The 26,431-nt window shown below is 45.1% G+C and carries 20 protein-coding genes; 7 read left to right on the top strand and 13 right to left on the bottom strand.

Annotated elements, in window-relative coordinates; genetic code table 11:
* Window positions 1-122: 122 nt before the first annotated feature.
* Window positions 123-2,096 carry a YARHG domain-containing protein gene (locus BXY41_RS05650; RefSeq protein ID WP_242980043.1) on the top strand — a complete coding sequence of 658 codons (1,974 nt, stop codon included), beginning with the start codon at window positions 123-125 and terminating at the stop codon, window positions 2,094-2,096.
* A 69-nt stretch (window positions 2,097-2,165) separates the two neighbouring features.
* Here the strand turns inward: BXY41_RS05650 and BXY41_RS05645 are convergent, their stop codons facing one another.
* The 8 genes from BXY41_RS05645 to BXY41_RS05610 all read right to left on the bottom strand — a co-directional run bounded on the left by BXY41_RS05645 (window position 2,166) and on the right by BXY41_RS05610 (window position 14,867).
* The gene (locus BXY41_RS05645; RefSeq protein WP_104435589.1) at window positions 2,166-5,555 is read right to left on the bottom strand and encodes an ATP-binding protein; all 3,390 of its coding nucleotides are present in this window, start codon (window positions 5,553-5,555) and stop codon (window positions 2,166-2,168) included.
* Window positions 5,536-6,186, bottom strand: coding sequence for a DUF4194 domain-containing protein (locus BXY41_RS05640; RefSeq protein ID WP_104435587.1), 651 nt, complete (start codon window positions 6,184-6,186; stop codon window positions 5,536-5,538). Before BXY41_RS05640 ends, BXY41_RS05645 begins: the two co-directional genes overlap by 20 nt.
* Window positions 6,183-7,544 (bottom strand): Wadjet anti-phage system protein JetA family protein, encoded by a 1,362-nt coding sequence (locus tag BXY41_RS05635; protein WP_104435585.1) that lies wholly within the window; start codon window positions 7,542-7,544, stop codon window positions 6,183-6,185. The genes BXY41_RS05640 and BXY41_RS05635 overlap by 4 nt, the downstream gene beginning before the upstream one ends.
* 184 nt (window positions 7,545-7,728) lie before the next feature.
* On the bottom strand, window positions 7,729-9,714 hold the full coding sequence (ftsH, locus tag BXY41_RS05630; protein WP_146088554.1) for an ATP-dependent zinc metalloprotease FtsH: 1,986 nt from the start codon (window positions 9,712-9,714) through the stop codon (window positions 7,729-7,731).
* 142 nt (window positions 9,715-9,856) lie between these two features.
* On the bottom strand, window positions 9,857-10,837 hold the full coding sequence (locus BXY41_RS05625; RefSeq protein ID WP_104435583.1) for an ABC transporter permease: 981 nt from the start codon (window positions 10,835-10,837) through the stop codon (window positions 9,857-9,859).
* Window positions 10,838-10,852: 15 nt separating this feature from the next.
* Complete coding sequence (locus tag BXY41_RS05620; protein ID WP_104435581.1) at window positions 10,853-11,956, bottom strand: ABC transporter permease; 1,104 nt, start codon at window positions 11,954-11,956, stop codon at window positions 10,853-10,855.
* Window positions 11,953-13,482, bottom strand: coding sequence for an ABC transporter ATP-binding protein (locus BXY41_RS05615; protein ID WP_104435579.1), 1,530 nt, complete (start codon window positions 13,480-13,482; stop codon window positions 11,953-11,955). Before BXY41_RS05615 ends, BXY41_RS05620 begins: the two co-directional genes overlap by 4 nt.
* Before the next feature lie 107 nt (window positions 13,483-13,589).
* Complete coding sequence (locus tag BXY41_RS05610) at window positions 13,590-14,867, bottom strand: BMP family ABC transporter substrate-binding protein (protein ID WP_104435577.1); 1,278 nt, start codon at window positions 14,865-14,867, stop codon at window positions 13,590-13,592.
* A 344-nt stretch (window positions 14,868-15,211) separates the two neighbouring features.
* Between BXY41_RS05610 and pyrG the strand changes: the two genes are divergently transcribed.
* The 6 genes from pyrG to BXY41_RS05580 all read left to right on the top strand — a co-directional run bounded on the left by pyrG (window position 15,212) and on the right by BXY41_RS05580 (window position 21,990).
* A complete protein-coding gene (gene pyrG, locus BXY41_RS05605) occupies window positions 15,212-16,813 on the top strand; it encodes a CTP synthase (RefSeq protein ID WP_104435575.1) in 1,602 nt (533 codons plus the stop codon).
* A 313-nt stretch (window positions 16,814-17,126) separates the two neighbouring features.
* Window positions 17,127-18,305 (top strand): ABC transporter substrate-binding protein, encoded by a 1,179-nt coding sequence (locus tag BXY41_RS05600; protein ID WP_104435573.1) that lies wholly within the window; start codon window positions 17,127-17,129, stop codon window positions 18,303-18,305.
* A gap of 126 nt (window positions 18,306-18,431) precedes the next feature.
* Window positions 18,432-19,313, top strand: coding sequence for a branched-chain amino acid ABC transporter permease (locus BXY41_RS05595; protein WP_104435571.1), 882 nt, complete (start codon window positions 18,432-18,434; stop codon window positions 19,311-19,313).
* Window positions 19,314-19,323: 10 nt separating this feature from the next.
* Window positions 19,324-20,427 (top strand): branched-chain amino acid ABC transporter permease, encoded by a 1,104-nt coding sequence (locus BXY41_RS05590; protein WP_104435569.1) that lies wholly within the window; start codon window positions 19,324-19,326, stop codon window positions 20,425-20,427.
* Window positions 20,427-21,293, top strand: coding sequence for an ABC transporter ATP-binding protein (locus tag BXY41_RS05585; RefSeq protein WP_104435567.1), 867 nt, complete (start codon window positions 20,427-20,429; stop codon window positions 21,291-21,293). The genes BXY41_RS05590 and BXY41_RS05585 overlap by 1 nt, the downstream gene beginning before the upstream one ends.
* On the top strand, window positions 21,280-21,990 hold the full coding sequence (locus BXY41_RS05580) for an ABC transporter ATP-binding protein (protein ID WP_104435565.1): 711 nt from the start codon (window positions 21,280-21,282) through the stop codon (window positions 21,988-21,990). Before BXY41_RS05585 ends, BXY41_RS05580 begins: the two co-directional genes overlap by 14 nt.
* Window positions 21,991-22,047: 57 nt before the next feature.
* Here the strand turns inward: BXY41_RS05580 and BXY41_RS05575 are convergent, their stop codons facing one another.
* From BXY41_RS05575 to rbfA, 5 genes are read right to left on the bottom strand one after another with little or no spacing between them, the layout of a single operon-like run.
* On the bottom strand, window positions 22,048-23,091 hold the full coding sequence (locus BXY41_RS05575; RefSeq protein WP_104435563.1) for a C40 family peptidase: 1,044 nt from the start codon (window positions 23,089-23,091) through the stop codon (window positions 22,048-22,050).
* Between the two features lie 58 nt (window positions 23,092-23,149).
* A complete protein-coding gene (ribF, locus tag BXY41_RS05570; RefSeq protein WP_185140342.1) occupies window positions 23,150-24,106 on the bottom strand; it encodes a riboflavin biosynthesis protein RibF in 957 nt (318 codons plus the stop codon).
* The gene (gene truB, locus BXY41_RS05565) at window positions 24,106-25,011 is read right to left on the bottom strand and encodes a tRNA pseudouridine(55) synthase TruB (RefSeq protein ID WP_104435559.1); all 906 of its coding nucleotides are present in this window, start codon (window positions 25,009-25,011) and stop codon (window positions 24,106-24,108) included. The genes ribF and truB overlap by 1 nt, the downstream gene beginning before the upstream one ends.
* Window positions 25,012-25,023: 12 nt before the next feature.
* A complete protein-coding gene (locus tag BXY41_RS05560; protein ID WP_104435557.1) occupies window positions 25,024-25,974 on the bottom strand; it encodes a DHH family phosphoesterase in 951 nt (316 codons plus the stop codon).
* A 12-nt stretch (window positions 25,975-25,986) separates the two neighbouring features.
* A complete protein-coding gene (rbfA, locus tag BXY41_RS05555) occupies window positions 25,987-26,349 on the bottom strand; it encodes a 30S ribosome-binding factor RbfA (protein WP_104435676.1) in 363 nt (120 codons plus the stop codon).
* Window positions 26,350-26,431 lie beyond the last annotated feature (82 nt).

The raw sequence follows: 26,431 nt of genomic DNA, 5'->3' as shown, positions 1-26,431 counted from the left end.
CTGAATGCATTTCTTAGAATCCATCCTGCTTTTCTCGTCCGGAAGAAAATTTTGGTAAAACTGTCTTTCGAAAAAAAAGCATGGTATAATTATTATAAACCACAAGAGAGGAATGAAGATATATGAAACCACATCCATTACTGCCAGTTATATTCCTTACTCTTTCCATAACCGCCTCCGGATGTAAGATGAATTCCCGGTTGGAGGAGACCCCTTCCCCACCATCTGAATCCATCACAAAACAGGATACAGAGGCACAGGAAGAAAGCAGTACGGAAGCAGGAGAATCAAATACGAAAAATAACGTCAGTCCGGTAACAGTAAAAACCTGGACTGCGGTTACCAGTGAGAAATATACTGACCGCGGTGCCCTGATTTACCGTTGGAACAGCCGGGTACCGGAAGTAATCATTTCTGATAACCTCACTTCCCAGTATCTCATTAACCGAAGCGTTAGAGAGAATGACCAGAACACCAGGCGAAACAATTTTATCAGTGATACCATGGAAATCCCACCAGCAGAAGCCGGTAATCCACAGAAAAATTACCTTTATACCTTTGATTATCAGGTACTGCGAAATGACGGAAGAATTTTGAGTCTGAAGCAGAACGGCACCGACATCAGGGGAACTAACCGCAATGATACATTTACCTTTTTAAGTTCCTATGATGTGCAAAATGGAAAGAGGGTCACTCTTTCCGCTCTTTCCGATGATCCGGAGGGATTAAAGCTGGTACTTGCCCAGGCTGCGGCAGGTCAGGCATCTGCCGACGGCAGTACCAACTCGTCCCTTCTGACCCAGATCATGTCTTCCGACCTTAGCCAGTTTGCACTTGTAAAGGAAGGAATTTTATTATCTTCTCAGTGGAATGGAGGAAAAATCAGCTCTTCTCCCCAACAGGAAACGCTGATCCCTTATAAGCAGATCGGAGATAAACTCAATGATTACGGGAAACAGCTCATGGCAGCTGCGCAAAAATCAGAAGATGAAACCGTAAATGCCACGGCACAGCCAGATTATATATTTCCGGAAAGCAGCACAGGCTATCTCACAGGCGGAGACTTGCTGGAAGCTGATCCATCTGTGCTGAGACTGGCAAGAAACGAAATTTATGCCCGCCATGGAAGAAAATTTGATGCAGCAGATCTACAGGATTATTTCAACAGTAAATCATGGTATCACGCAGAAACGTCTCCCGCTGATTTTAAAGAGGATGTTCTAAATGAGATCGAAAAGAAAAATCTGGAGCTGATTAAGACAGCGGAAAGCCAGCTGCCTGACAAAGATATCACTGATGAAGGTGTTACCTTGAAGCCAGACAAAGATTATCTGCTGGATTTAGATGGTGATGGTGTCTGCGAAACCATTCGCTGGAGCAGCACCGAAGACCCGAAAGATTCTTATGAGAAAAGCCTCAAACTTTCTATTAATGGCAAGAGCCAGACCTCGATTCCGGAAAATGTAAGGGGCAACATCAGTCTGACGGCATTGGACCTTAATAAAAAGGATCAGCAAATCGAGCTTCACCTGGATATATCCCAGGAATCCGATTCTCTTTTCTCATACAGCTTCTTTCGTTACCAAAACGGCAGTCTGGAGTTGATTGGAGATCTGGCAGGTCCGGTCTGCGGAGGAAAAGGATCTCTTTTCCGTGAGGGAGGATTAACAGCGGAGGGAGACGGAATTTTAAAAGTATCTGCAGATACTCCATTTATGGGATCCACTCTCCAGTTTGGGTGTTACTTCGTAGATCTTATTTGGTCTTATGAAGACGGGAAATTAAAGGAAGTACCCCAGAATGTTTATTTCAATAAGAATTATGATATGATCACCAATGCGTTTCTCCATCAGAATCCGGAGAATTATTATGTGGTATCCCATACGTTTCCTGTCACATCTTTTATGGAAGGAGATACCCCCGCTTTCTCTGTCAGTCCTGGAGAAACAGTCTGCCCCATCGGCTGGGCAGTAAAGGACGGACACTCCTATATCCTGGTTATGAACGAGGCCGGAGCCTGGGGATGGGTAAAGGAAGCCGCCTGGGATGCAAATCCTGATACAGCCTATTATCTGGCAGTCCCTGCCTGGGGATAAGAAAAACACCTTGCATCGGCAAAAAAAGCCGGGCAAGGTGTTTTTTTCGTTATCTGATCAGGCGAATGACTATTCTCCAGCCACGCCACCTGCATCCTCATCTTCCTCATCAAGTTCCCTCATCAGCTGGGGAAAACTCTCCCGTTCAAATTCCTGTATGGAGATGGATTTCTTGTTGGGGTTTGCGAAAACAAAAGTCTTGTCTACATTTTCCACATAGTTCTGAATCTTATCATTGGTAGCGCTGATAATAGCCTGGAAACCAAGGCCGCGGATCAGCTCGATACAGCTTGCCACCTTTTCCCCATCCATCTTGGAAAATGCCTCGTCAAGAACTACAAGACGGATGGTTGGGGTTCTCTGAATCTTCTGAGGCACATTAATCCGGTATGCCTGGGCAAAGCTGGCAAGAAGCGCCACGTAAAGGGGATTCTGCCCCTCTCCGCCGGAATTCTTCTTAATCATCTTGCTTAAACGGATCTTTATGACTTCATCCTCATTCTGAATCAGCTGCTGCATGTCAAAGGTCAGATAGGTACGGTAATCCGCATATTTATCCATATTCCGCTTTGCTTCCTCCATCTGCTCCGGAGTTGCATTTTCCGGCGGAATGAAGATATTAATCAGATCATTGATTAATTCCCCGTACTGATTTTCATGTTCCATGGTGAAAAGATTCATTTGATTATCCAGAGAATCCGTCAGCTGGGAAGGATTGATTTCCAGAGAATCATCCATGAACATGTCATAGTACCTGCCATCCGGTCCCTTGTTCTTTCCGATAACAAACTGATACTTGTCCTTTCCGAAATCCAGTCTGTTGATAATCCGGTTTAACTCATCCCTTCTCTGCAGTGCATCCCGAATGGCGCTTCGGATCTTAAACATAAAGTCGTCTTTAAAATGAAGGACTGCGGACTTTGCCTGTTCTGCTGCCATGTCTTTATATTCTTCCAGATTTGCGCACTCCATGATCTCCAGAAGACGGTCATATTCCTGATTATCCTCAGCAGTCAGTGAAAAGTTCCGGTTAGGATACTTACGCACATACTCACCTCTTGCAGAGACAAGAAGGCGGTACGCCTCTTCACGGGCTTCCTCAGCCCTCTTTAAAAGGGCAAAGTATCGATCCTTCAAACGGTCATATCGTGGGGTTTCATTGCCCTCCAGAGATGTTTTTAATACACCCTCCAACTCCTGGTCAACTTCCAATACCCGTTCCTTCGCCACCAGTTCTTCTTCTAACTGAACCGCTTCACGCTGGAACTCTTCTGCCTTTCTCTGAAGGTCTCCCATGAGACGGTCTAACACCCTTAACTCGGCACGTTTTCCCTCGCAAAGACCTAAAATGGCTTCCCGCTCCTTTTCCCATTCCTCCACATTCTGGGCTTTCAGCTTTTCCAGTTTCTGCTCCAGCTTTCGGATTTCTTTCTCTTTTTCTTTGAAAGAAGCGATTTCCTGCTGCCACTCTGCATAAACCTCTGTTCCCTCTGTTAAAGCTTCCAGAGAAAGAATGCGGCTGCATTCCCCTATAATCAGTTCCTGCGGCTTCTTCTCTGCCTCCATGGCTTCCAGATTCTTTTCCAGCAGACGGATTCTGCGGCGTACACTGTCCTTACCGATATAGGCAAATCTGGTGTAATGATCGGGATTTATGTGCTGTAAGCGGAAGGTGTGGTACAGCATACATTCCGGTGTAATACCGATCCGGCAGCTGCGTAATTCTTCCAGACTTTCGCATTTGATCACTTTTCCAAGAAGCAAATCCAGATAAGGCTGCAAATAAGACTCTCTTACAATCACTTCTTCCACAAGAGAATTGGTAAGAACCTCATGGGTGCTCTCTCCTGCCCTCTCAGTATCCAGAACTGCCACATGAAAAGCTTCACTCTGATCCAGTTCCTCATAGACTTCCATGGCTGCTTTTGCATGGGCTGGAGCAACCACCAAAGACAGCTTGTGATTGCCTAAATATCCCTCTGCCGCATTTCTCCATTTCTCATCCCGGATATCCAAAAGATCCGCAAGAACGTGAACCTCCACTGCCTTGCCTGTCTTTTGAAGAAGACGCTGCTGGAGAAATGTTTTCGCCCGCTCCACATGCTTTGGATAAGCCTTGCTACCTGCTTTTAACTGGGCAAGTTCCTCACTGGTCTGACGCTCCCGTTTCTTGATTTCTCTCAAAAGGCTTTCTGCCTCTTTTTTCGTATCTTCCGTCTCTTCCTGCATTTGGGCGATGGATTTCTTTAACCTGGCAAGTTTCTCCTCATCAATGGTATTTTTCTCAAATTCCTCAATGTCCCATATGGTCTGGTTGGAGGTGGATTCCTCATCAATCCATGCATTCAGGCGGTCTGCCGTCTGCTGCCATTTTACCACACTTTTATTTAAATGGTTCACCAGCTCCCTGGCTGACTCCAGCTGATTCTTTAAGTCCTCATATCCGGTGGAAGAAATCTGGCGGAGTAGCTCTTCTCCCTGCTTTGTCAGATCATTAATCTGAACATCCAGTCCTTCTTTCCGCTCTTCCTGACGGTTATACTCCTCCCCTGATAAACGGATCTTATCCTTCAGCGCCTGAATCCGGGTCTGATAATCCAGTATCTCCATTTTGCGGAAATAATAGGTGTTTGACCGGATCTCCTCATCCTTTTCCAGCACAGAATCGTAGAGCGATCTCATTTCCTTTAAATACCCAATCTCCACAAAGGTATCCTCGATCTTCTTTCTCATCCGCCCATACTGCATGACGCTTTCCTGCATGTCCTCAATGTGAATATCCTGTTCCATGCAGATATATTCCTTTACGAAATCCTCCAGCCGGATATTCATGCGGAACGGAATCGCCCGCTTAAAGAGCAGAGGAAACTTCTCCGAATCCAGTCCCCCCAGATAGACATCATACAGCTGTCTGCGGAACCGTTCGTTATGAGAGGTGGTAAAATACTCATCCTTCTCATAATGAACCTGAAGGTAAGAGGTCACTTCATCAATTGTCATGGTTCTTGTTCCGGTGCGGTATTCATTTTCCCACAACGGGCCTTTGTGCCAGAAAAACTTCCTTGATATATCATTGGTGGCTGTTTCCACATCAAAGATAATTCCCACACACTGGCATTCCCCGTTGTCTGTGCGCTTTAGCTCCAGAGCAATGGTGGTAGAGAAATTCTGGTTCCTTAAATAGGCAAATTCATTATTTTCTCCGATATTGACCATTCCCCGCAGATATTCGATCAGATTCCGGTCCGAATCGTCAGCAGCCGCTTTATTAAAGAATCCTCTTCCGTCTGTATTAGCATAAAGCAGGATCTGCATGGCATCAATGACCGTTGACTTACCGCTGCCGGAATGTCCTGTAAAAAAATTGATTTCTTCATGAAAAGACAGTGTCTTACGGGTAATGTAATGCCAGTTATTTAAAAGTATCCTGGACAATGCCTCAAAATTCTGATTCGTCATCGCTGTCTCCTTCTTCTTCAAATGATTCCAGCAGAGACCTTACGTCATCGCCAAATAAAACCACATTAATACTGGGGTAAATAATCATGCGGTTGTCCCCATCTAAATCTTCCAGTACATCAAGGGGCTCCAGAATCTGATATTTTTTCAGCAGAGCGATGGCACGGCGGATCTCCGTAACAGAAGGCTGCTTTTTGAAAAGCCTGTAATTGCCAAGCTTGTCGTGGATCTCGCTTATGGTGGTATAAACATTGATGCTGGTGGAAACTGCCGCCATCTGCTCATCGTAAATTAACTTCAGCACCAGTATGTAAAGGGTAGCAAGCTTTGGCAGCTTTTCTCCCATGGTGTCCTCACCCTGTATATAGATGAGACCCAGCTGGCTGTTCTCCAGCACATTAATACCGCTGACTGCCAGATACGCCCGGATAAACTCCAGGTGCTTGTTGCAGACCTTAAACTCCTGGTTATAAATAAAACGGCCGGAACGCTTGTCATACCGGTGTTCCAGAATAAAGGTCTGTTTTAACAGCAGCCGTATGGCATCTCTTAATTCCGCCTTCTCTCCCTGCAAAAGTCCGTCATAATATGGAATCTGGCTGATAGAGCCAGTATATTCTTCATTTGTCATACTTCATTCCTCCTTACAAATACCAGCCGGGGATAACGGTACTTCCCATTATCGACCAGCTCCGGATCCATATCCTCCACTTTATAAAGGCTTTTTCTCCTTATGGAATAATCATAAGCCAGAATCAGCTTTTCAAATTCCTCCGGTGTGCGGATGGTATCTTCCCTGACCTCCATGCGTCCATCTACCATGCGGGATTCAATATAGCTTTCAATTTCCTTCCTGCTGTAACGATTCTTCACCCGGTTTAAATTCAGAATCTCCTCTGCAGTCAGCTCCGTAGGTTCCTCATCCGGCACCAGTGTTTCCTTAAACTCCGTTCTGCTCTTTCTCTTTTTATAAATGGATTTGTCAGAAAGAATTGCCATCTGGGATAAGTTCATACAATTCCCCGCTTTTTCAATGGCTTCCTCCGGATCATCCACAAGAGATAAATGATTTAACAACCGGATCACAAGACCTTTCATGTTATCCTCCTGATTGAGAAGATAATTTAGCCTTGTTACCGTAGCACGGATGTAGCGGGAATGCTCCTTGTCCATATTGGAAATCCGGTGTTCGATGTGATCAAACCCCCGTTCTATCTGATCCAGCTTTTCAGCCACATCTGCAGCAGTCACCCGGTTAGCGCTTCGCCGGCTCATTTCTTCCATCCACCCAATATCGTCCCGCAAACTGCCAATCCACCGTTTAATATCATTTTTATAAAGATAAAAGTTATCCGACGTCTTCAAAATGTGGTACTTCTTTTTTACGATCTCTTCCACATAGCCTTCCAGATGCTCTTTTAACAGCTCCCCGTACGCTTTCTGCTCCAAAAGACTTGCAAAGAACTTATCCATGTTATGCAGCATATCCTGCAAAGACTTATTGAGCCGCTTTGTATTAACATAAGCCGTATTTAAAAGGCTGATTCCCGCCCTGGGATCATGTTTCAAAGAGAAAAGAATGGCGTAAATGTTCTGAATATAAATCTGTGTTTCATCCTCTTCGTCACTGGAAAGTTTAAAAAATGCCTCAATCATGACAGCGGCATAATCAGGAATTACGATATTCACCGTCATGGAGGCATAATCATCCACCTTGCGAAGCCAGCCTGCCCTCAAAAGCCAGTTTAATACTCTGGAAGCAGGGGGCAGTAATTCATCTGCCTCATCTTCCAGCTCATCCTGCCAGATCACCAGACGTTTCTGGACAAAATACTCCTCTAAAACCTGCAGACACACCTCACGGCTTAAAAAGTAGTTGCTGTATTCATATTCTTCGTTAATTCTTAAAAGGGCTTCTATGTAGGTCGACCGGTTTATGGAACGGAACAGTCCCCAGAAACGGTCCGGTATCTCATTCATCAGTATCATGGTTGTTTTGACTCATCTCCCATCACTTTGTTATTCCTATAAAAACAGACAGAAAGAAACGGCTATCATCCTACATGACAGCCGTTTGATTCTTCGTTCCTTATTGTATCTGATTCAAGGCTATTGCCTTTATTATACCAAAAATCTCCATTTGTTACAATCAGTTTGTGAAACGGTCAAACCATCATAACTCTGTTTTGTCCTCTGTGTCACCACGAAATTCTTCTGTTTTCGCCTTAACTTCCTCTTTCACCCAATCGGTCAATCCGTCTTTTGGCTCCTCAGATGACTCGTCATCTCCTGACTCTTCGTCTGTTTTCACCGGTTCCGGAATTCCTTTTGCTTCACGGAAGATCTTCATAAATTCTTTACCTGTAATGGTCTCTCTCTCGATTAAGAATTCTGCAATCTGATCCATGATGTCCCGGTTCTCCATCAGAAGATTCTTAGCTTCTTCATAAGCCTCTTTTAACATCTTCATGACTTCTTCATCGATCTGGGAGGAAGTTGCTTCTGCGCAGTTCATAACCATTCTTCCGCTTAAATACTGATCTTCTTTCGTAGCAAGACCGATCAGTCCGAATTTATCTGACATACCATACTGGGTAATCATGGCACGGGCAACCTTGGTGGCCTGCTCGATATCATTGGCTGCTCCAGTGGTAATGGAATCAAATACGATTTCCTCTGCCGCACGTCCGGCTAAGTAACCAACCAGCATGGCGTGAAGCTCTTTCTTGGAGTTTAAGAACTTCTCTTCCTCCGGCACATGCATTACATATCCCAGCGCTCCCATGGTTCTTGGAACAATGGTGATCTTCTGCACCGGTTCTGCATCCTTTTGAAGTGCGCTGACTAAGGCATGGCCAACTTCATGATAGGATACGATCCGTCTCTCTTCCTTATTAAGAACCCTGTCTTTCTTTTCCTTACCAACCAGGACAACTTCAACTGCCTCAAACAGATCCTTCTGGGATACTGCATGACGCCCGTTCTTTACTGCCAGAATGGCACCTTCATTAATCATGTTGGCAAGATCGGAACCAACAGCACCGGAAGTTGCAAGTGCAATGGCATCCAAATCTACTGTTTCATCTAAAAGTACGTCTTTCGCATGAACCTTTAAGATGTCCACACGGCCTTTTAAATCCGGCTTATCTACGATAATCCGGCGGTCAAAACGACCGGGACGGAGGAGTGCGGGATCCAGGATCTCCGGGCGGTTGGTAGCTGCCAGAACCAGAAGACCCTTGGAAGAATCAAAACCATCCATCTCGGAAAGGAGCTGGTTTAACGTCTGCTCTCTTTCATCGTTGCCGCCGCCAAATCTGGAGTCACGGCTCTTACCGATGGCATCTACCTCATCAATAAATATAATACAGGGAGCGGATTCCTGAGCCTGCTTAAATAAGTCACGGACACGGGAAGCACCAACACCCACAAACATCTCTACAAAATCTGAACCGGAAAGAGAATAGAAAGGAACATGAGCCTCACCTGCAACTGCCTTGGCAAGAAGCGTCTTTCCTGTTCCGGGAGGACCTACTAAAAGGGCTCCCTTAGGAAGCTTGGCACCGATCTTTGTATATTTTCCGGGATTATGAAGGAAATCAACGATCTCCGTTAAGGATTCCTTGGCTTCATCTTCACCTGCCACATCTTTAAAGGTGATTCCTGTTTCTTTCTGTACGTAGACCTTGGCATTGCTCTTTCCAACGCCCATCAGTCCGCCGCCGCCTACACGACGCATCATAAAGTTCAGTAAGAAGCCCATTGCTGCAAATAAAAGAAGATAGCTGACAATGGTCTGGATGAAAAAGTTTCCATCCCGGCGCGTCCTTACGGTTTCCACTCCAGCAGTACGAAGACGCTCTGCCAGGTTTAAATCGTTGTCCATTCTTACCGTATAATAGCTGACACCCGGTTTATATTCCTCCCAGGTCTTCTTGGGAGTAATGGTGATTCTGGTATCCTCGACTACAACCGATTCCACCTGTTTTTGATCTACCATATTCATAAAGGTATCGTAGCTTAATTCTTTATTCGTCCTCGTCGTTATGGCATTATGCAGATACGAGATGCCTGCTACCGCAATCAGAAACGCTGTAACCCAGATAACGATGGCCTGGGCATTCTTAGGCATTTTGTTATTCTGATTCTTGTTATCCATCTGTGTAAATTCTCCAATCCGGATAGTTTCTACCCATTCTATACCTCTATCATTATATTGTCATTCTCCCCATAAATCAAGAAAAGAATTATTAAATACTTATAAACACGCGGACTGGATGGAATTCACATTTTCAAATTTTTTAACGTTCTTCCCGGAAATAAGCCCGCCCCAGACTTGCAGGCGGCTGATGCTCTCTTTCCTTTCTAAGGCTTGTTATAATCAACACCACAATGGTCACTATATAAGGAAGTGCTTTAAAGATTTCCTGTGTGCTGCGGCTGAGTCCCGGAATGTATAAATAAAGGATGTAAAGACCGCCAAACAGAAGGGAACCCCAGATCGCATTTACCGGTTTCCAGAGAGCGAAAATAACCAGAGCAATGGCAAGCCAGCCTCTGTCTCCGAATCCATTATTTGTCCAGGTACCACCGGAATATTCCATTACGAAGTAAAGTCCGCCAAGTCCGCTTAAACCGCCTCCGATACAGGTAGCAAGATACCGGTAGGCCGTTACATGAATTCCTGCTGCATCTGCAGTAGATGGGCTTTCGCCTACTGCTCTTAAATTCAGTCCTTTTCTGGTTTTGTTTAAGAAAAAGGAAAGTAAAATCGCTAAAATAATGGCAAGATAGGTTAAAAAGCCATAAGAGAAAAACGCCTGACCGATCACACCCAGTTTGGAAAGTCCCGGTACCGGTGTCTTAAATGCTGCTCCGGTCGCTGCAACGGAAATCTGTCCAACTCCGCCAGCAAGCTTTGATAAGGAACCGCCGAAAAAGTTACCGAAGCCAACACCAAACGTGGTCAGTGCAAGACCGGTTACGTTCTGATTTGCACGAAGGGTAATGGTTAAAATACTGTAAATCAGACCGCCCAGTGCCGCGCATAAAAATGCACATAAAAATGATATAATAACGCCAACCAGACCGTTTGGCTGTGCCGTGTTATTCTCATAAAGGAAGGCGCCGATCAGTCCGGCAATTCCTCCCATATACATCATGCCCGGAATTCCAAGATTTAAGTTACCGGATTTTTCCGTCAGAATTTCTCCCAGGGCTCCATAAAGGATTCCGATTCCCTGACCAATGACTTTTTGAATAAATATTACCAAAAATCCCATGAACGTTTCTCCTTCCTATTCTTCTGACCCAGCCTGTTTTGCGCTTCTTATTCTTACTTTATAATCAATGAAAAATTCACAGCCCAGGATGAAGAAGAGAATGATACCGGTAATTACATCGGCGGCATTTTCGTTTAAATTGAACTGGGAAGCAATCTGACCTGCACCCTTTTGCATGAAAACCAGGAAAAAGGATACTAAAATCATGGCAAAGGTATTAAACTTACTCATCCAAGAAACGATAATGGCGGTAAAGCCTCTGCCTCCTGCTGTACTGGTGGAAATCGTATGGCTGGCTCCGCTTACAATGATAAAGCCAGCAATTCCGCAGACTGCACCGGAAATCGCCATGGTTCTCAAGATTACCTTCTTTACATTAATTCCGGCATATCTGGCAGTGTTGCCGCTTTCGCCCACTACCGCTATTTCATACCCCTGTTTGCTGTATCTTAAATAAATAAACATCGCCACAGTCAGAGCCAGTACAATCACCAGATTCCAGCCGTATTCCAGACCGAACAGCTTGGGAAGCCAGCCTCCCTTTGTCGCGGAATTTATGGTTCCTACAGAGTTGGAGCCTTTGGGATTTTCCCAGAAAATGATTCCAAAGGTGACAACCTGCATGGCAACGTAATTCATCATCAGGGTGAAAAGTGTTTCGTTGGTATTCCAGTAAGCCTTAAAAAATGCCGGAATGATTGCCCACACAAGGGCTGCCAGAGCGCTTCCTGCTAACATTAAAGGAAATAAAATCACAGGAGGAAGGGTATTTCCCAAATAAATCATCATAGCTGCAGAAGTCACGCCTCCGATGAGTATCTGTCCTTCTGCTCCGATATTCCAGAACCTCATCTTAAATGCAGGTGTAATACCAACTGCAATACAAAGAAGTACCAGCGTATCACGAATTGTCATCCATGCACGTCGCTTCGTTCCCACTGCTCCATCAAAAATTCCTTTATAAACCTCCACCGGATTCAGTCCTGTCAGAGCGATAATAACACCTGCGCAGACAACCAGAGACAGTGCCACGGCAATCAGACGGATCAGCCAGGCCTTCCATGGTTCTATGGCTTCCCGCTTTGTCATCTGAAAAACCGGTTCCCTTCCTTTACTCATGCTTGTGTTCCTCCTGTCTTCATCATCAGTTTTCCGATTTCTTCTTTTGTGGCAGTCCTTCCGTCTACAATGCCGCTGATTTCTCCGCCGCACATAACCAGAATTCTGTCACAAAGCTCCATCAATACGTCAAGATCCTCTCCTACACAGACAACCGCAGTTCCCTGCTTTTTCTGCTCATTGAGAAGATGATAAATGGTGTAAGAGGAGTGAATATCAAGTCCGCGTACGGGGTAAGCAACCAGCATAACTGCCGGAGCCAGAGAGATTTCTCTTCCTACCAAAACCTTCTGAACGTTACCACCGGAAAGCTTCCGCACGGGTACAGACGTTCCGGGAGTAGCAATCTCAAGCTCGGCAATCAGACGCTCGGCAAGACCCTTTGGTGCTTTTCTGTCAGCAAAAAACGGTCTGCCCTTCCGGTAGCTTCGAAGCATCATATTATCTGTCATATCCATGGCTCCTACAAGTCCCATTCCCAGCCGGTCCTCAGGAACAAAGGATAAACGGACTCCGATTCTGGCAATTTCTGCAGCTGACATGGAAGTCAGTTCCTTTTCCCCGCCCTCCGGTGGATAATAGGAAATGGAACCTTCTGCGGAAGGAACCAGGCCTGCAATTGCTTCTAAAAGCTCTCTCTGTCCGCTTCCTGCCACGCCTGCGATTCCAAGGATTTCACCGCTGTTAGCAGTAAAGGAGGCATTGTTTAACGTCTTTACCCCTTCCCTGCTGATACAGGTCAGTCCCTTTACATTGAGACGTTCTTTGGGGTTTACAGGGTCTGGACGTTCGATGTTTAAGCTCACTTTTTTTCCAACCATCATCTCGGTTAAGGATTCTTCTGTTGCATCTTTCGTCTCAATTGTGCCGATGTATTGTCCTTTTCTTAAAACAGCCACCCGGTCTGACAGGGAAAGAACCTCGTTGAGTTTATGTGTAATGATAATAATGGAATGACCTGCTTTTTTCATATTGCGCAAAACGGCAAACAGACGGTCAGCTTCCTGAGGGGTTAAAACGGCGGTCGGCTCATCAAGAATTAAAATATCAACTCCGCGGTAAAGCATCTTTACGATTTCAACTGTCTGCTTCTGGGATACGGACATTCGGTAGATTTTCTGGTCTGGATCCAGATCAAATCCATATTTTCCGGTCAGTTCATTGATCTTGTCATTCACTGCTTTCCGGTCCAGAATCTCTTTTCCAGGCAGTCCCAGAATGATGTTATCTGCTGCAGTAAGCACATCCACCAGTTTGAAATGCTGATGAATCATACCAATTCCCAGATCAAAGGAGTCTTTCGGCGACCGTATGGTGACCTCTTTCCCATGAATCAATATCTGTCCCTCATCCGGATAGTAAATACCCGAAATCATATTCATGAGAGTGGTCTTTCCGCTTCCGTTCTCACCCAGAATTGAGAGAATCTCTCCTTTTTTTAATGACAGGCAGACTTTGTCATTGGCAACTACCTGGCCAAACCGTTTTGTGATATTTTTAAGTTCAATGGCATTATTTTCGTTCACCCGGCTAACCTCCGTTTCATTTTTTCCTCATTTTTCCATTGTCTCATACAACCCAAAAAGCGGGCCAGATAGTCTGGCGCCGCTTTCTGTTCATTTCCGGCGAAATCTTATTTATCGATGGTAGTAATGCCATCAATTAAAATATCAAATGCCGGTGCGGATCCGTGCTCAGATTCATGGAAATAACCATCTTCAATATACTCAACATCGCTTCCGTCTTTTTTATAGGTCTCCAGTTTCTTACCGCCTACAGTGAAGGTAGAGGTATCAAATACATGAAGAGTTCCTGCCTTGATGGCATCTTCCACTTCTTTTACCTTCTCCTCTGTTCCAGGAGCTACAGCATCTTTGTTCAGTTCTGTAATGGAGTTTGCTCCCTCTTTGTATCCCTGGCACCAGTCAGTCTCAATGGCCTTGCCGTCAATGACACTCTGTACTGCGTAGGTTACATATGGGCCCCAGTCAATGGATGCAGAAGTAAGTGCTGTCTTAGGAGCAGTTGCGATCATGGAAATGTTATATCCAACGATGGGAACGCCTGCTGCCTCACATGCAGTAGGAGCACCGGTTGTATCAGCATGCTGGCTGATTAATACGCAGCCGTCTGAGATAAGGGCATCTGCTGCTTCCTTCTCAAGATCGAAGCTTGCCCAGCTGTTTGTATACTTAACTTCCATGGTTGCTTCCGGACATACGGAACGAACACCTAAGAAGAAAGAAGTATAGCCACTGATTACCTCTGCGTAAGGATAAGCGCCTACATAACCAACTTTTACTGCATCCTTATTTACTTTGCCGTCTTCTACCATCTTGTTTAACTTAAGACCTGCAACAACACCGGATACATAACGTGATTCGTAAACATTTGTAAAGTAGTTGTGCATGTTGCTCAGTCCGCTTGTTGCAGCCTGATAACCGGTTGCATGACAGAACTGTACGTCTGGATACTCTTTTGCAGCTTCCAGCATATAGGATTCATGTCCGAAACTGTTGGCGAAAATGATGTTACAGCCCTGATCAGCAAGATCCATGGCTGCGTCCTTACAGGTCTCATCTTCCGGTACATTCCATTTAATAATGATCTGATCGTCTGATAAACCAAGAGCCTTTTTCATTTCCATGGCTCCCTTGTAATGAGCTGCCGTATAACCCTCATTCTCATCACCAACATAGATAAATCCAACTTTTAAATCTTCTTTGGCAATTCCACCTTTGGCAGCAGCTTCTGTGGTTTCAGCTTTTGACTCTGTCTTGGCAGCTTCTGAAGCCTGTGTCTCTGTTTTCTCTGCTGCAGTAGTTGCTTTCGGAGCGGAGCTTCCGCACGCTGACAGGGACAGTGCCATTACACTTACAAGTGCAAGGCCGATCATTTTCCTCAATTTCATAGACTTTTCCTCCTTAAACATCAGCTGGGACCATGAAAAAATGCGTCAGGAAGGACCAATGGCTCACCTGACGCAATTGTCATACCCTTATTTAATGTAAAAATACATTTATTAGTATATCATTATTTTTTCGCTTGTCAATAAGGAACATTAATATCTGGACAAATTTTTATTAACCTCTGAGATGATTTCTTTGACCATTTCAGGACATAATATTCATAGTAAATGTTTCCACTTAATTATCTTAGTTTTTTTAATTTACCACTAGATTTTTTATTAAAAAAGACGTATAATACTTTTTTTGAAATTATCCCCATACCATCACAGAAGGAGGTTACACTGTTATGTCAGTGAAATACGTATTTGTCACCGGAGGCGTTGTTTCCGGACTTGGCAAAGGTATTACCGCAGCATCGCTTGGACGATTGTTGAAAGCCAGAGGCTACAAAGTAACAATGCAAAAATTCGATCCTTACATCAACATTGATCCAGGTACTATGAATCCGGTTCAGCATGGAGAAGTCTTCGTTACAGAGGACGGCGCAGAGACAGACCTTGACCTTGGTCATTATGAGCGTTTTATCGACGAAAGCTTAACAAAGAATTCCAATGTTACCACTGGTAAAGTTTATTGGAACGTACTGACCCGTGAACGGCGCGGGGATTTCGGGGGAGGCACCGTACAGGTTATCCCTCACATTACCGACGAAATAAAGAGCCGTTTTCACCGCAACCACAATTCCTCCGATACTGAGATAGCTATTATAGAAGTAGGCGGAACGGTAGGTGACATCGAAAGCCAGCCTTTCTTAGAGGCGATCCGACAATTCCAACACGAAGTAGGCCACGAAAATGCGATTTTAATCCACGTGACCCTGGTTCCATATCTGAAAGTTTCCGGCGAACTGAAAACAAAACCAACCCAGGCCAGTGTAAAAGATTTACAGGGAATGGGTATCCAGCCCGACATCATCGTATGCCGTTCCGAACTGCCCCTTGATGACGGAATCCGCAGCAAAATCGCACAATTCTGTAATGTTCCCAAGACACACGTAATACAAAACCTGGACGTGGAAGTATTATATGAACTCCCTCTTGTAATGGAAGAAGAACACCTGGCTCAGGTTGCATGCGAGAGCTTACATTTACCATGCCCGGAACCCGATTTAAAGGATTGGGCTGCGATGATCGACAACTGGAAGCATCCAGAGCATGAAGTGACCGTAGCTCTTGTAGGAAAATACATCCAGCTTCACGACGCTTATATTTCCGTAGTGGAAGCTTTAAAGCACGGCGGAGTCGAAAGCCGCGCAGACGTTCATATTAAGTGGGTGGATTCAGAGCTTGTTACCGACGAGAACGCTTCCGAATACTTCGGTGACGTAGACGGAATTCTGGTTCCCGGAGGTTTTGGAAGCCGCGGAATCGAAGGCAAGATATCCACAATCCGTTATGCAAGAGAAAACAACATTCCGTTCCTAGGTCTCTGCCTCGGTATGCAGATGGCAATCGTGGAGTTCGCCCGCCACGTAGTCGGTTTCAGTGACGCCCATTCCGTAGAGCTTGATGAAACCACCACTCATCCGGTCATTCATTTAATGCCTGACCAGAACGGGATTGAAGATATCGGCGGAACTCTCCGCCTTGGATCCTATCCATGCGTCCTGGACAAGTCATCCAAGTCCTTTGAAGTTTATGGAGAGGAGCTGATTCATGAACGTCACAGACACAGATATGAGGTAAATAACGATTACCGTGATGATTTAATTAAAGCAGGTATGAAATTATCCGGTATCTCACCAGATGGACGTATCGTGGAAATGATAGAAATTCCGGAACACCCCTGGTTTATCGCAACCCAGGGACACCCGGAACTGAAGTCCAGACCCAACAGGCCTCACCCCCTGTTCAGGGAATTCATCCGCGCTGCTGTTAATCATAGGTAGAATGTATTCATTTTTAATATGGGGTCCGCACTCTCTCACTGAGAGGCGGGCTCTTTTTTTACTCATTATGAAATAGCGTTTCCCATCAGGACCAGCATGCTCCAATATTTCCATAAATCCACCAACGGTTTTAAGCCCCTCTTCAAAAACAATGCTTCATTTTCATTCTGAAAATAAGAATTTACTTTATATTATTATTTTCTTTCATTTTTTTCTTGCACTTTTCTCATCTTCTGCTATAATATAATGCAACGTGTGTCTACACGGAGGACACTTGTTCTCGCATGAGATACACAAAAAGGAGGATAAAATTATGAAATTGAAAAAAGTATTTGCACTGACTATGGCTGCATGCTTAAGCGCCAGTGTAATCGCCGGATGCAGTTCCAGTCCCCAGTCTGCAAAGGATAACGGTGAGAAGATAATCAAGATCGGAGTTTTTGAACCAACCACCGGAGAGAACGGCGGCGGCGGTATGCAGGAAGTATTAGGTATGCGTTATGCAAACCAGACTCATCCAACTGTAAAGATCGGCGGAGAGGAATATAAGGTTAAATTAGTGGAGGTTGATAATAAATCTGATAAGACAGAAGCCGTAAACGCAGCGCAGAAGCTTGTCAGCGAAAAAGTATCCGTTGTACTGGGCAGTTATGGTTCCGGTGTATCCATTGCAGCCGGACAGATTTTCGCAGATGCAAAGATTCCTGCAATCGGAGCTTCCTGTACCAATCCTCAGGTTACTCAGGGCAACGATTTCTATTTCCGTGTATGCTTCTTAGATCCGTTCCAGGGAACTGTTATGGCAAACTACGCCAATGACAACGGAGCGAAGAAAGCGGCCATTATCACCCAGCTTGGTGACGACTATTCCTCCGGACTTGGTTCTTTCTTTAAAACAGCATTTACAAAACTTGGCGGAACCATTGTAAGTGAAGAACAGTTCCAGACCAACCAGACAGATTTCAAGGCAATTTTAACCAATATCAAGGCACAGAACCCTGACATCATCTTTGCACCATCTTCCATTACATCGGCTCCGCTTATTATTAAGCAGGCCCGCGAGCTTGGTATTACCGCAACCATTGCCGCAGGTGATACATGGGAGAACTCAACCATCATTGAAAATGCAGGCGATTCTGCAAATGGCATCGTACTTTCCACTTTCTTTGATGAGGCAGAACCGGCTAACGATGAAGCTGCTTCTTTCATCTCCGGATTCAAGACATACTTAAAGGAGCAGAAACAGGACGAAATCATTCCTGCCGTATCAGCTCTTGGTTATGACGCTTACCTTTGCGCACTTAAAGCAATTGAAACTGCAGGCTCCACAGATGGCACCGCAATCCGCGATGCATTAAAAGGTGTTACCATAGACGGTGTCACTGGAAACATTTCCTTCGATGAAAACGGCGACGCAAAGAAAGATATGGCATTTATCAAGACCGTTGAAGACGGCAAGTTTAAATTCTTAACAACAACTACAGTAAAATAAACGCACATACCGCGACAAAGCAGTCACGAACGGATGAGTGGGGACGTATTTCTTTCCCCACTCGTTCCATTTGGAGGCTGATTTTATGCATATTCCATACTAAACAGATAGGAGGCATTTTGCCACATGAGTCTTTCAACCTTCTTACAGCAGTGCCTGACCGGTATCTCCTTAGGCGGTGCTTACGCACTGATTGCCATTGGTTACACACTGGTTTACGGCATCCTGCGGCTCATCAATTTCGCACACGGTGACATCTTTATGATGGCAGGCTATTTTATGATTTTCGCAATGGCAACGTTTCCATGGTATATCGCCATTCCCATCGTCTTACTCATCACCGTCTTTTTAGGTGTTTCCATTGAGCGGGTGGCATACCGTCCTTTACGTACCGCACCAAGAATGTCCGTTATGATTTCTGCAATCGGTGTTTCCTACCTGCTGCAGAACCTGGCTACTTACTTATTTACGGCACTGCCAAAGGGCTATCCGGAAATTCCGTTTTTAAAGAAGATCTTTAAAATCGGCGGCCTTTCCGCATCTTTCGTAACATTTCTCACACCAGTACTTACTTTAATCATTGTATACGCCCTGATCGTTCTCATTAATAAAACAAAAATCGGAATGGCAATGCGTGCCGTTTCCAAGGATTACGATACTGCTTCCTTAATGGGAATCAAGATCAACCGCGTTATCACCTTTACATTTGCCATCGGTTCTCTTTTAGCTGCTGTAGGCTCAATCCTGTATTTTACAGACCGTATGACCGTTTTTCCATTCTCCGGCTCTTTACCTGGTCTGAAATGTTTCGTAGCAGCAGTTTTCGGAGGTATTGGAAGCATTCCCGGCGCTGTAATCGGCGGATTTATCCTGGGACTTGGGGAAACAGCTCTGGTTGCCATGGGTTATTCCACGTTCAGCGACGCATTTACCTTTGTTCTGTTAATCATGATTCTCCTGATCAAGCCTACCGGCCTGTTCGGTGAGAAGACAACCGATAAAGTGTGAGGTGTCATCTATGAAAAAGAAAGCATTTTCCAAAAACAAACTCTATACCCTGATCGCTTTGCTGTTCATCATCGGCATCCTGGGCTTTTTACAGGCTAACAGCGCCCAGTACAGCTATCAGATCTCTATACTGGAACGAAGTGCCATTTATGCAGTGGTAGCCGTTTCCATGAACTTACTTACTGGATTTACCGGTCTGTTCTCTCTTGGCCAGGCAGGTTTTATGGCAATCGGAGCTTATACAGTTGCCATTCTTACCATCCCTGCGGAAACCAGAGCCAGCGTTTACTATGTAGACGGCATTGCTCCTTTCCTGGCAAACCTTCAGTGCCCTTACTGGCTTGCACTGATTATTGCAGGACTGTTTGCCGCAGGAGTTGCGGCCCTGATCGGCATTCCGGTTCTCCGCTTAAAAAGCGATTATCTGGCAATTGCAACTCTGGGATTTTCCGAGATTATCCGTGCGGTAATCGCTGCCCCCCAGTTAAACAAGGTAACAAACGGTTCTTACGGATTAAAAAGCATTCCTGGTTTCCCAAACCTGTTTGTGGCATTCGGACTTTGTGCCCTTTGTATCCTGTTAATGGTACTTTTAATCAATTCCTCTTACGGCCGGGCGTTTAAGGCTCTCCGGGAAGATGAGGTGGCAGCACAGGCCATGGGACTGAATCTGTTTCGTTATAAAGAGCTGGCATTTATTATCTCCTCTTTTTTCACTGGTGTAGGCGGAGGTCTTCTGGCCATCTTCATGCGTTCCATTGAATCCAAGACCTTTTCCATTAACCTGACCTATGATATTCTGCTGATCGTGGTTCTGGGCGGTATCGGCAGCGTTACCGGCAGCGTAATCGGATCTTTCCTGGTTACTGCAGGCAGGGAATGGCTGAGATTCTTTGACAATCCACTTTACATTGCAGGCGTTCAGATTCCACTGTTCCGTTCCGGTTTTCGTATGGTTATCTTCTCCATTCTTCTTATGGCAGTGGTACTCTTCTACCGCAGAGGTATTATGGGAAGCAACGAATTTTCCTGGAATGGATTGTTCCGGCTGATAAAAGGAATCCCTGGCAGACTAAAAAAGAAAAATAAAGCACAGAAGGGAGAAAACGCATAATGTCAGCGACAGCAAAAAACCGTGCAAATGTACTTCATATGCAGGACGTTACCATGCAGTTCGGCGGTGTTGTGGCGGTAAACGGCTTAACTCTCGACGTAAATGAGGGGGAAATCGTTGCTTTAATCGGCCCGAATGGTGCTGGAAAAACCACTGCATTTAACTGTGTGACCGGTATTTATGAACCCACCTTCGGACAGGTGGACTTTATGGGCGAAACCATTCTCTCCAACACTCCCAAGGGTAAGATGCAGAAAATGTATCTGGGAGAAGTAAAACCCAGACCGCTCTCCATTGTACGCAACACACCGGATATTATAACAAAAAAAGGAATTGCCCGTACCTTTCAGAATATCAGGCTGTTTGGTCAGCTGACTGTTTTTGACAACGTACTGATTGCAAAGCATATGAGGGCAAAACAGAACGTATTCTCTGCGACTCTGCGTTTAAACAGCAGGGAAGAAGCCAGAATGCGGGAAGAAACCTCCGCTCTTTTAGAAGAGCAGAACTTACTCAATTTAAAAGATGAAATTGCCTCTTCTCTTCCTTACGGCCTTCAAAGACGTCTGGAAATTGCCAGAGCCCTTGCTACGGAGCCGAAATTTCTCCTTCTTGATGAACCGGCTGCAGGCATGAATCCCCAGGAGACCCAGGAGCTGACTGATTTTATCAAACAGATCCGGGATTCCTACCACCTGACTGTATTAATGATTGAACACCATATGGATCTGGTTATGCAGATCTCCGACCGCATCTACGTTCTGGATTTTGGTAAACTGATTGCACAGGGTACGCCGGATGAAATCCAGAATAATGAACGGGTAATTGAAGCATATCTGGGGGTGAGCGACGATGCTGAAGATTGATAACTTAAGAGTAAACTACGGCGGAATCGAAGCCGTGAAAGGAATCTCCTTTGAAGTACCGGACAAAAGCATTGTGACCTTAATCGGAGCAAACGGAGCTGGAAAAAGTACCACTCTCCGCTCCATCGTAGGTCTTGCAAAGCCCTCTGCCGGAAGCAGCATCACGCTGGACGGACAGGAATTAATCGGTATGGATACACCAGACATTGTGGCAAAGGGAATCGCACTGGTTCCTGAGGGGCGCCGGGTATTTCCGGATATGACAGTAATCGAGAATATTAAAATCGGGGCCTATTTAAGAAATGACAATCTGGATGAGGATATTAACTGGGTCTATGATTTATTCCCACGGCTTAAGGAACGAAGCTGGCAGCTTTCCGGAACTCTCTCCGGAGGGGAACAGCAGATGCTGGCAGTTGCCAGAGCACTTATGAGCCACCCGAGAATCCTCATGATGGATGAACCGTCTCTTGGTCTTGCACCACTGATTGTAAAGGATATCTTCTCAATCATTAAAGAGATCAATAAAAAGGGTGTGACAGTCCTCTTAATCGAGCAGAACGCCAACATGGCGCTTCATACCGCTGATATAGGATATGTACTGGAAACCGGACGGATCACCATGTCAGGACCTGGTAAAGAGCTTCTTGCAGATGAATCCGTAAAAGCCGCTTATCTGGGAAAAAAGAAAGATTAACAAAAAATGCAGACAGGAATATGACTGATTGTCATACATCTGTCTGCGTTTTTTTAATTAATCGATTACCCGTCGTATGGTAACCGGTTTTCTGTAATTCCAGGAGGAAATTTTAATCCCGCTTCTTCGGTTGGCCGCATGAACAATCTTTCCCTGCCCGATATACATGGCAACGTGATCGATTTCCCTGCCGCTGGCATAAAATAAGAGGTCACCCGGTTCCATGCTGGAAGACGGAATCGCCTGTCCCTCGGCAGCCTGCTGCCTGGAGGTACGATCCAGCTGGACGCCTGCCGCATGCTCCATCACATATTGAATGAAGCCAGAGCAGTCAGCGCCTGTGTTGGGGTTTGTTCCGCCCCAGCGGTATGGATTTCCAACGAATTTCACCGCATAGCTTACGACCTGGGTTCGCAGATCCCCATTTTTCTCTGCCTCCGGAATGGTATAGGCAATGGTTGCGTTCTCCGGCGCATAAGCATACGCAATTTGTCCGTTGTATTGAATTTTGGCCCAGCCTCCGTTACGGGAAATGTAACGGTACGTTTCGCCTTCATGAATTCTTCCAACAATTTCCGAATTCATATCAGGCTGTTTGCGGACACGAAGGGTCTCAATGTCTACCCGGAGCATCAGCTGCATATCGTAATATGCGATTGCTCTGGCCTCCTGCCCAGTGGCTAAGTATTTTCCGTATACATAACCGGTTACCTGCCCTGATTTTATTTTATACCAGCCATTCTCTTCCGACAGCACACTGCTGCCTGCATGGCTTCTTAATTTCCCTACGATTTCCGCATCGTTCTTTGGTTCTTTCCTGATGTTCAAGGAATCCTCCACAACTGCTACTCCAAGGTTGTTAAAAATAGTGTTGAAGGTTCCATACCTCACTTTTTCCTGCGTAAGACCGGCCGTGTCTCCCGTTGACTTCTGCTCTCTGGATTGCTGATATTGATCCATATAAACCTCCACGCCTGCTACAGGCGATCCGGTTCTGACGTCAGTCTCTGTTCTTGCGGCCTGTACATCTGCTGTTCCCATCCATACGGTACACCCGCAGGCGATGGCAAAGCCAAGTACTTTCCATGCTTTGTCAGTCATATGCACTTTCCTTCGCAAGTTTTTTAATTGTGAAACGGGCGGTGAAAATGCCCTTTTCCTACTGCAACTGAGTGATTTCTGTTTCAGGCAGGTTCTTCAAATATTCTAATCCCAGTTCCCTGTCTTTTCCTATCTGTTCTTTTAACTGCTCAAGCCCCTCAAATTTCCGTTCCGGACGGATGAAGTGTAAAAGCTGTACCTCTATAGTCTTTCCATAAATATCCTGATTTATACCAAAAATGTAAGTTTCTGCACCTACTGGAGAAATCCCCTCTACTGTAGGTTTTCTACCAATATTGGTAATCCCCCCGTAATAAGTTCCATCTACGTAAACACGGGACACATAAACACCAAATACAGGCAGATGTTTTTCCGGAGGAGGAAGGATGTTGGCAGTTGGAAACCCAAGGATGGCTCCGCCGATATGGTTGCCGTGCACCACCTCACCATGAATGGCATAAGGTTCTCCCAGCAGCTCATTGGCTTTTTCCATATTTCCAAGATCCAGCTGCTCTCTGACGTAAGTGCTGCTGATATCCCGGTGCTCGTCCTGCTCTTTTGGAATCACAATCAGTTCATAGCCATATTTGCTTTTTAACTGCTCTAACAGTGCCGCATCTCCTGCACCCTTATATCCAAAGGAGCAGTCTGTCCCCACAACAATGGTTCTGGCATTCATCTGTCCCACAAGAATCTGTTTTACAAATTCTTCTGGCTCCATTCTGGCTGTTTCTTTGGTAAAGGGGTATTCCACCAGATAGTCAATTCCTGCTCTCTCCAGATTGTTTTTCCGCTCCAGATTGGTGGTAATTACCTTCTGAAGTACTCCGTTTACAAGAGTGCCGGGAGACATGTCAAACGTAAATACTGCCGTCCTGTATCCCGTTTCTTTCTTAATTTCCAGCATTTGCTGCAATAATTTTTTATGGCCTCTGTGACGTCCGTCAAATTTGCCCAGAGTCACCACGGCCGGCTCTTCGATCTGAAACACTCTGGTCCCAGTGATATATTCCATCATCTGCTTCCTCCCAGAAAAACCTTCTGAGGCTTTAAAAGACTTCCTTCCTCATTTGGTTCATAGACTCCGATAAACTCCATGGTGCTGTCATAAACCCGGACAGGACCATCAGAGATCTGGTATTCTCCTTCTGCCTGGTTACGCATAAAAGGATTGCCGTTATGGACCAGTTTGTCAAACTCCTCTTTCATCACCAGCTGGGGATAGGATGAAAAAACCTTGTCCACTGCCAGAATGTGCTCTCCCAGGCTTCCGTCATCCCGTAACTGTTCGATCTGGGTAAGTGTAAGACTGTCCTCTAACACAAAATCTGACACTCTGGTTCTTAAAAGGGATTCCATGCATCCGCCGCATCCCAGTTTTTTACCGATATCATAGCAGAGTGTGCGGATATAGGTTCCTTTGGAACAGCTGACTGTAATGGTCACTCTGGGTAGATCCATCCGTTGGATCCGGATATCCAGAATTTCCACAGGTCTTGCTTTCCGTTCTACCTCTTTCCCCGCTCTTGCCAGTTCATAAAGCTTCTTTCCATCTACCTTTAATGCAGAATACATGGGGGGAACCTGGTCATAATGACCCAGAAAGCTCATAACTGCAGCCTTTACCTCTTCTTCCCCTGCCTCTACGGGATACGTATTTAATACAGTTCCTGTAGTATCCTGGGTATCCGTCTCCATACCAAGAAGGAGCACTGCCTCATAGGTTTTCGTTTTATCTGTTAACATGTCACACAGTTTGGTTGCTTTACCAAGACAGACAGGAAGTACTCCTTCTGCGTCCGGGTCCAGGGTTCCTGTGTGGCCAATTTTTTTCTGTTTTAAAATACCTCTCATTTTCGCCACGACGTCATGAGAGGTAAAGCCTTTTTCTTTATACACATTAATAATACCGTCTGCCATTGCCTGTATCTCCTAATTAAGCTGCTTTGCTATCTGATCTGACAGATTGTTGATCACGTCGTGAACACTTCCTGTCATAGTACAGCCGGCTGCTTTTTTATGTCCGCCCCCGCCGAAATAAACGGCAATTTTACTTACATCAAGCTCTGTGGTGGAACGAAGGCTTACCTTATATTCCCTGCATGCTGTTTCATAGATAAAAATGGCACACTCCACGCCTTCTGTAATTCTTAGCTGGTCAATGATTCCATCCATATCGGCGCTGCCGACTTCATAAAAATCCATTTCTTTTTTGCTGATGGCACTGAAAATGCACCTGCCGTCATGAAAGGTGATGCTCTCTAATAAAGCTCTCCCTAAAATCTGATTCTGGATATAAGTCTTTCTGTAAAAGCTGTCATCGATAATGCTGGAAAAATTAATTCCTTTTCCCATCATCTTTCCCGCAATTTCCATGGTTTTGGCTGATGTACAGTCATACTTGAAAACACCGGTATCATGAATGATTCCGGTATAGATACACTCTGCCACTGCTTTGCTGATCCTGCTTTCATCAAGGAGACCATATAAAACTTCACAGGTGGAGCTTGCATCGCCTTTTACTACATTCTCTGTCCCATAACCAATATTGGTTATATGGTGGTCTACACACAGGCTTTTTTTCGCTGTGTTTAAGTACTTAACCGCCTCGCCAAAACGAAGCGTGTCACTGCTGTCTAAGCAGATACAAAGGTCATAGCTTTCGTCTCTGCCAAAGTCACTGACAATGCGGTCAATATTTTTTAAATATGAAAATTTCACAGATGGTTCTTCTAAATAAACCACTGCATGAATATCCGGATAATTTTCTTCCAGATAATTATAGACAGCCAGACAGGAACCGATACAGTCCCCATCCGGCCTTACATGGCCAAGAATCGCCACATCTTTCACATCTTTGAGAATTGTTTCAAGGAAACTCACAATGGCACCTCCTTACTCTTTGATGTCTTTCGTAACCTCGTCAATGAGTCTGGACATATTCACTCCATATTCAATGGACTGGTCCAGTATAAATTTGATCTCGGGTGTATTTCGCAGATTGACTCTCCGGGCAAGCTCCCGGCGAATGTAGCCTTCTGCACTTTTCAGTCCTTCGATGGTTGCTTTTCCTGCTTCTTCGTCGCCCAGAATGCTGATATAAGCCTTACAGAATTTTAAATCAGGAGTTACTTCAACCGAAACAACAGTCGTCATTGGATGAATTCTTGGGTCCTTGATTTCCAGACGGATGATCTGGCTTAATTCCTTCTGTACTTCCATATTAATTCTGGTATTTTTTATACTGTTTTTACGCATCTTATTCCTTTCGCTGTCTGCCCGCATATTCAAAAAGACCAGCCCGTTTTAACGGGCTCATCTTTTGAACGTTCATGGGAGG

Origin of the sequence: Lacrimispora xylanisolvens, from assembly GCF_002934545.1 — a bacterium.
Taxonomy (GTDB): domain Bacteria; phylum Bacillota; class Clostridia; order Lachnospirales; family Lachnospiraceae; genus Lacrimispora; species Lacrimispora xylanisolvens.
This window is presented reverse-complemented; position numbering and strand designations above follow the sequence as displayed.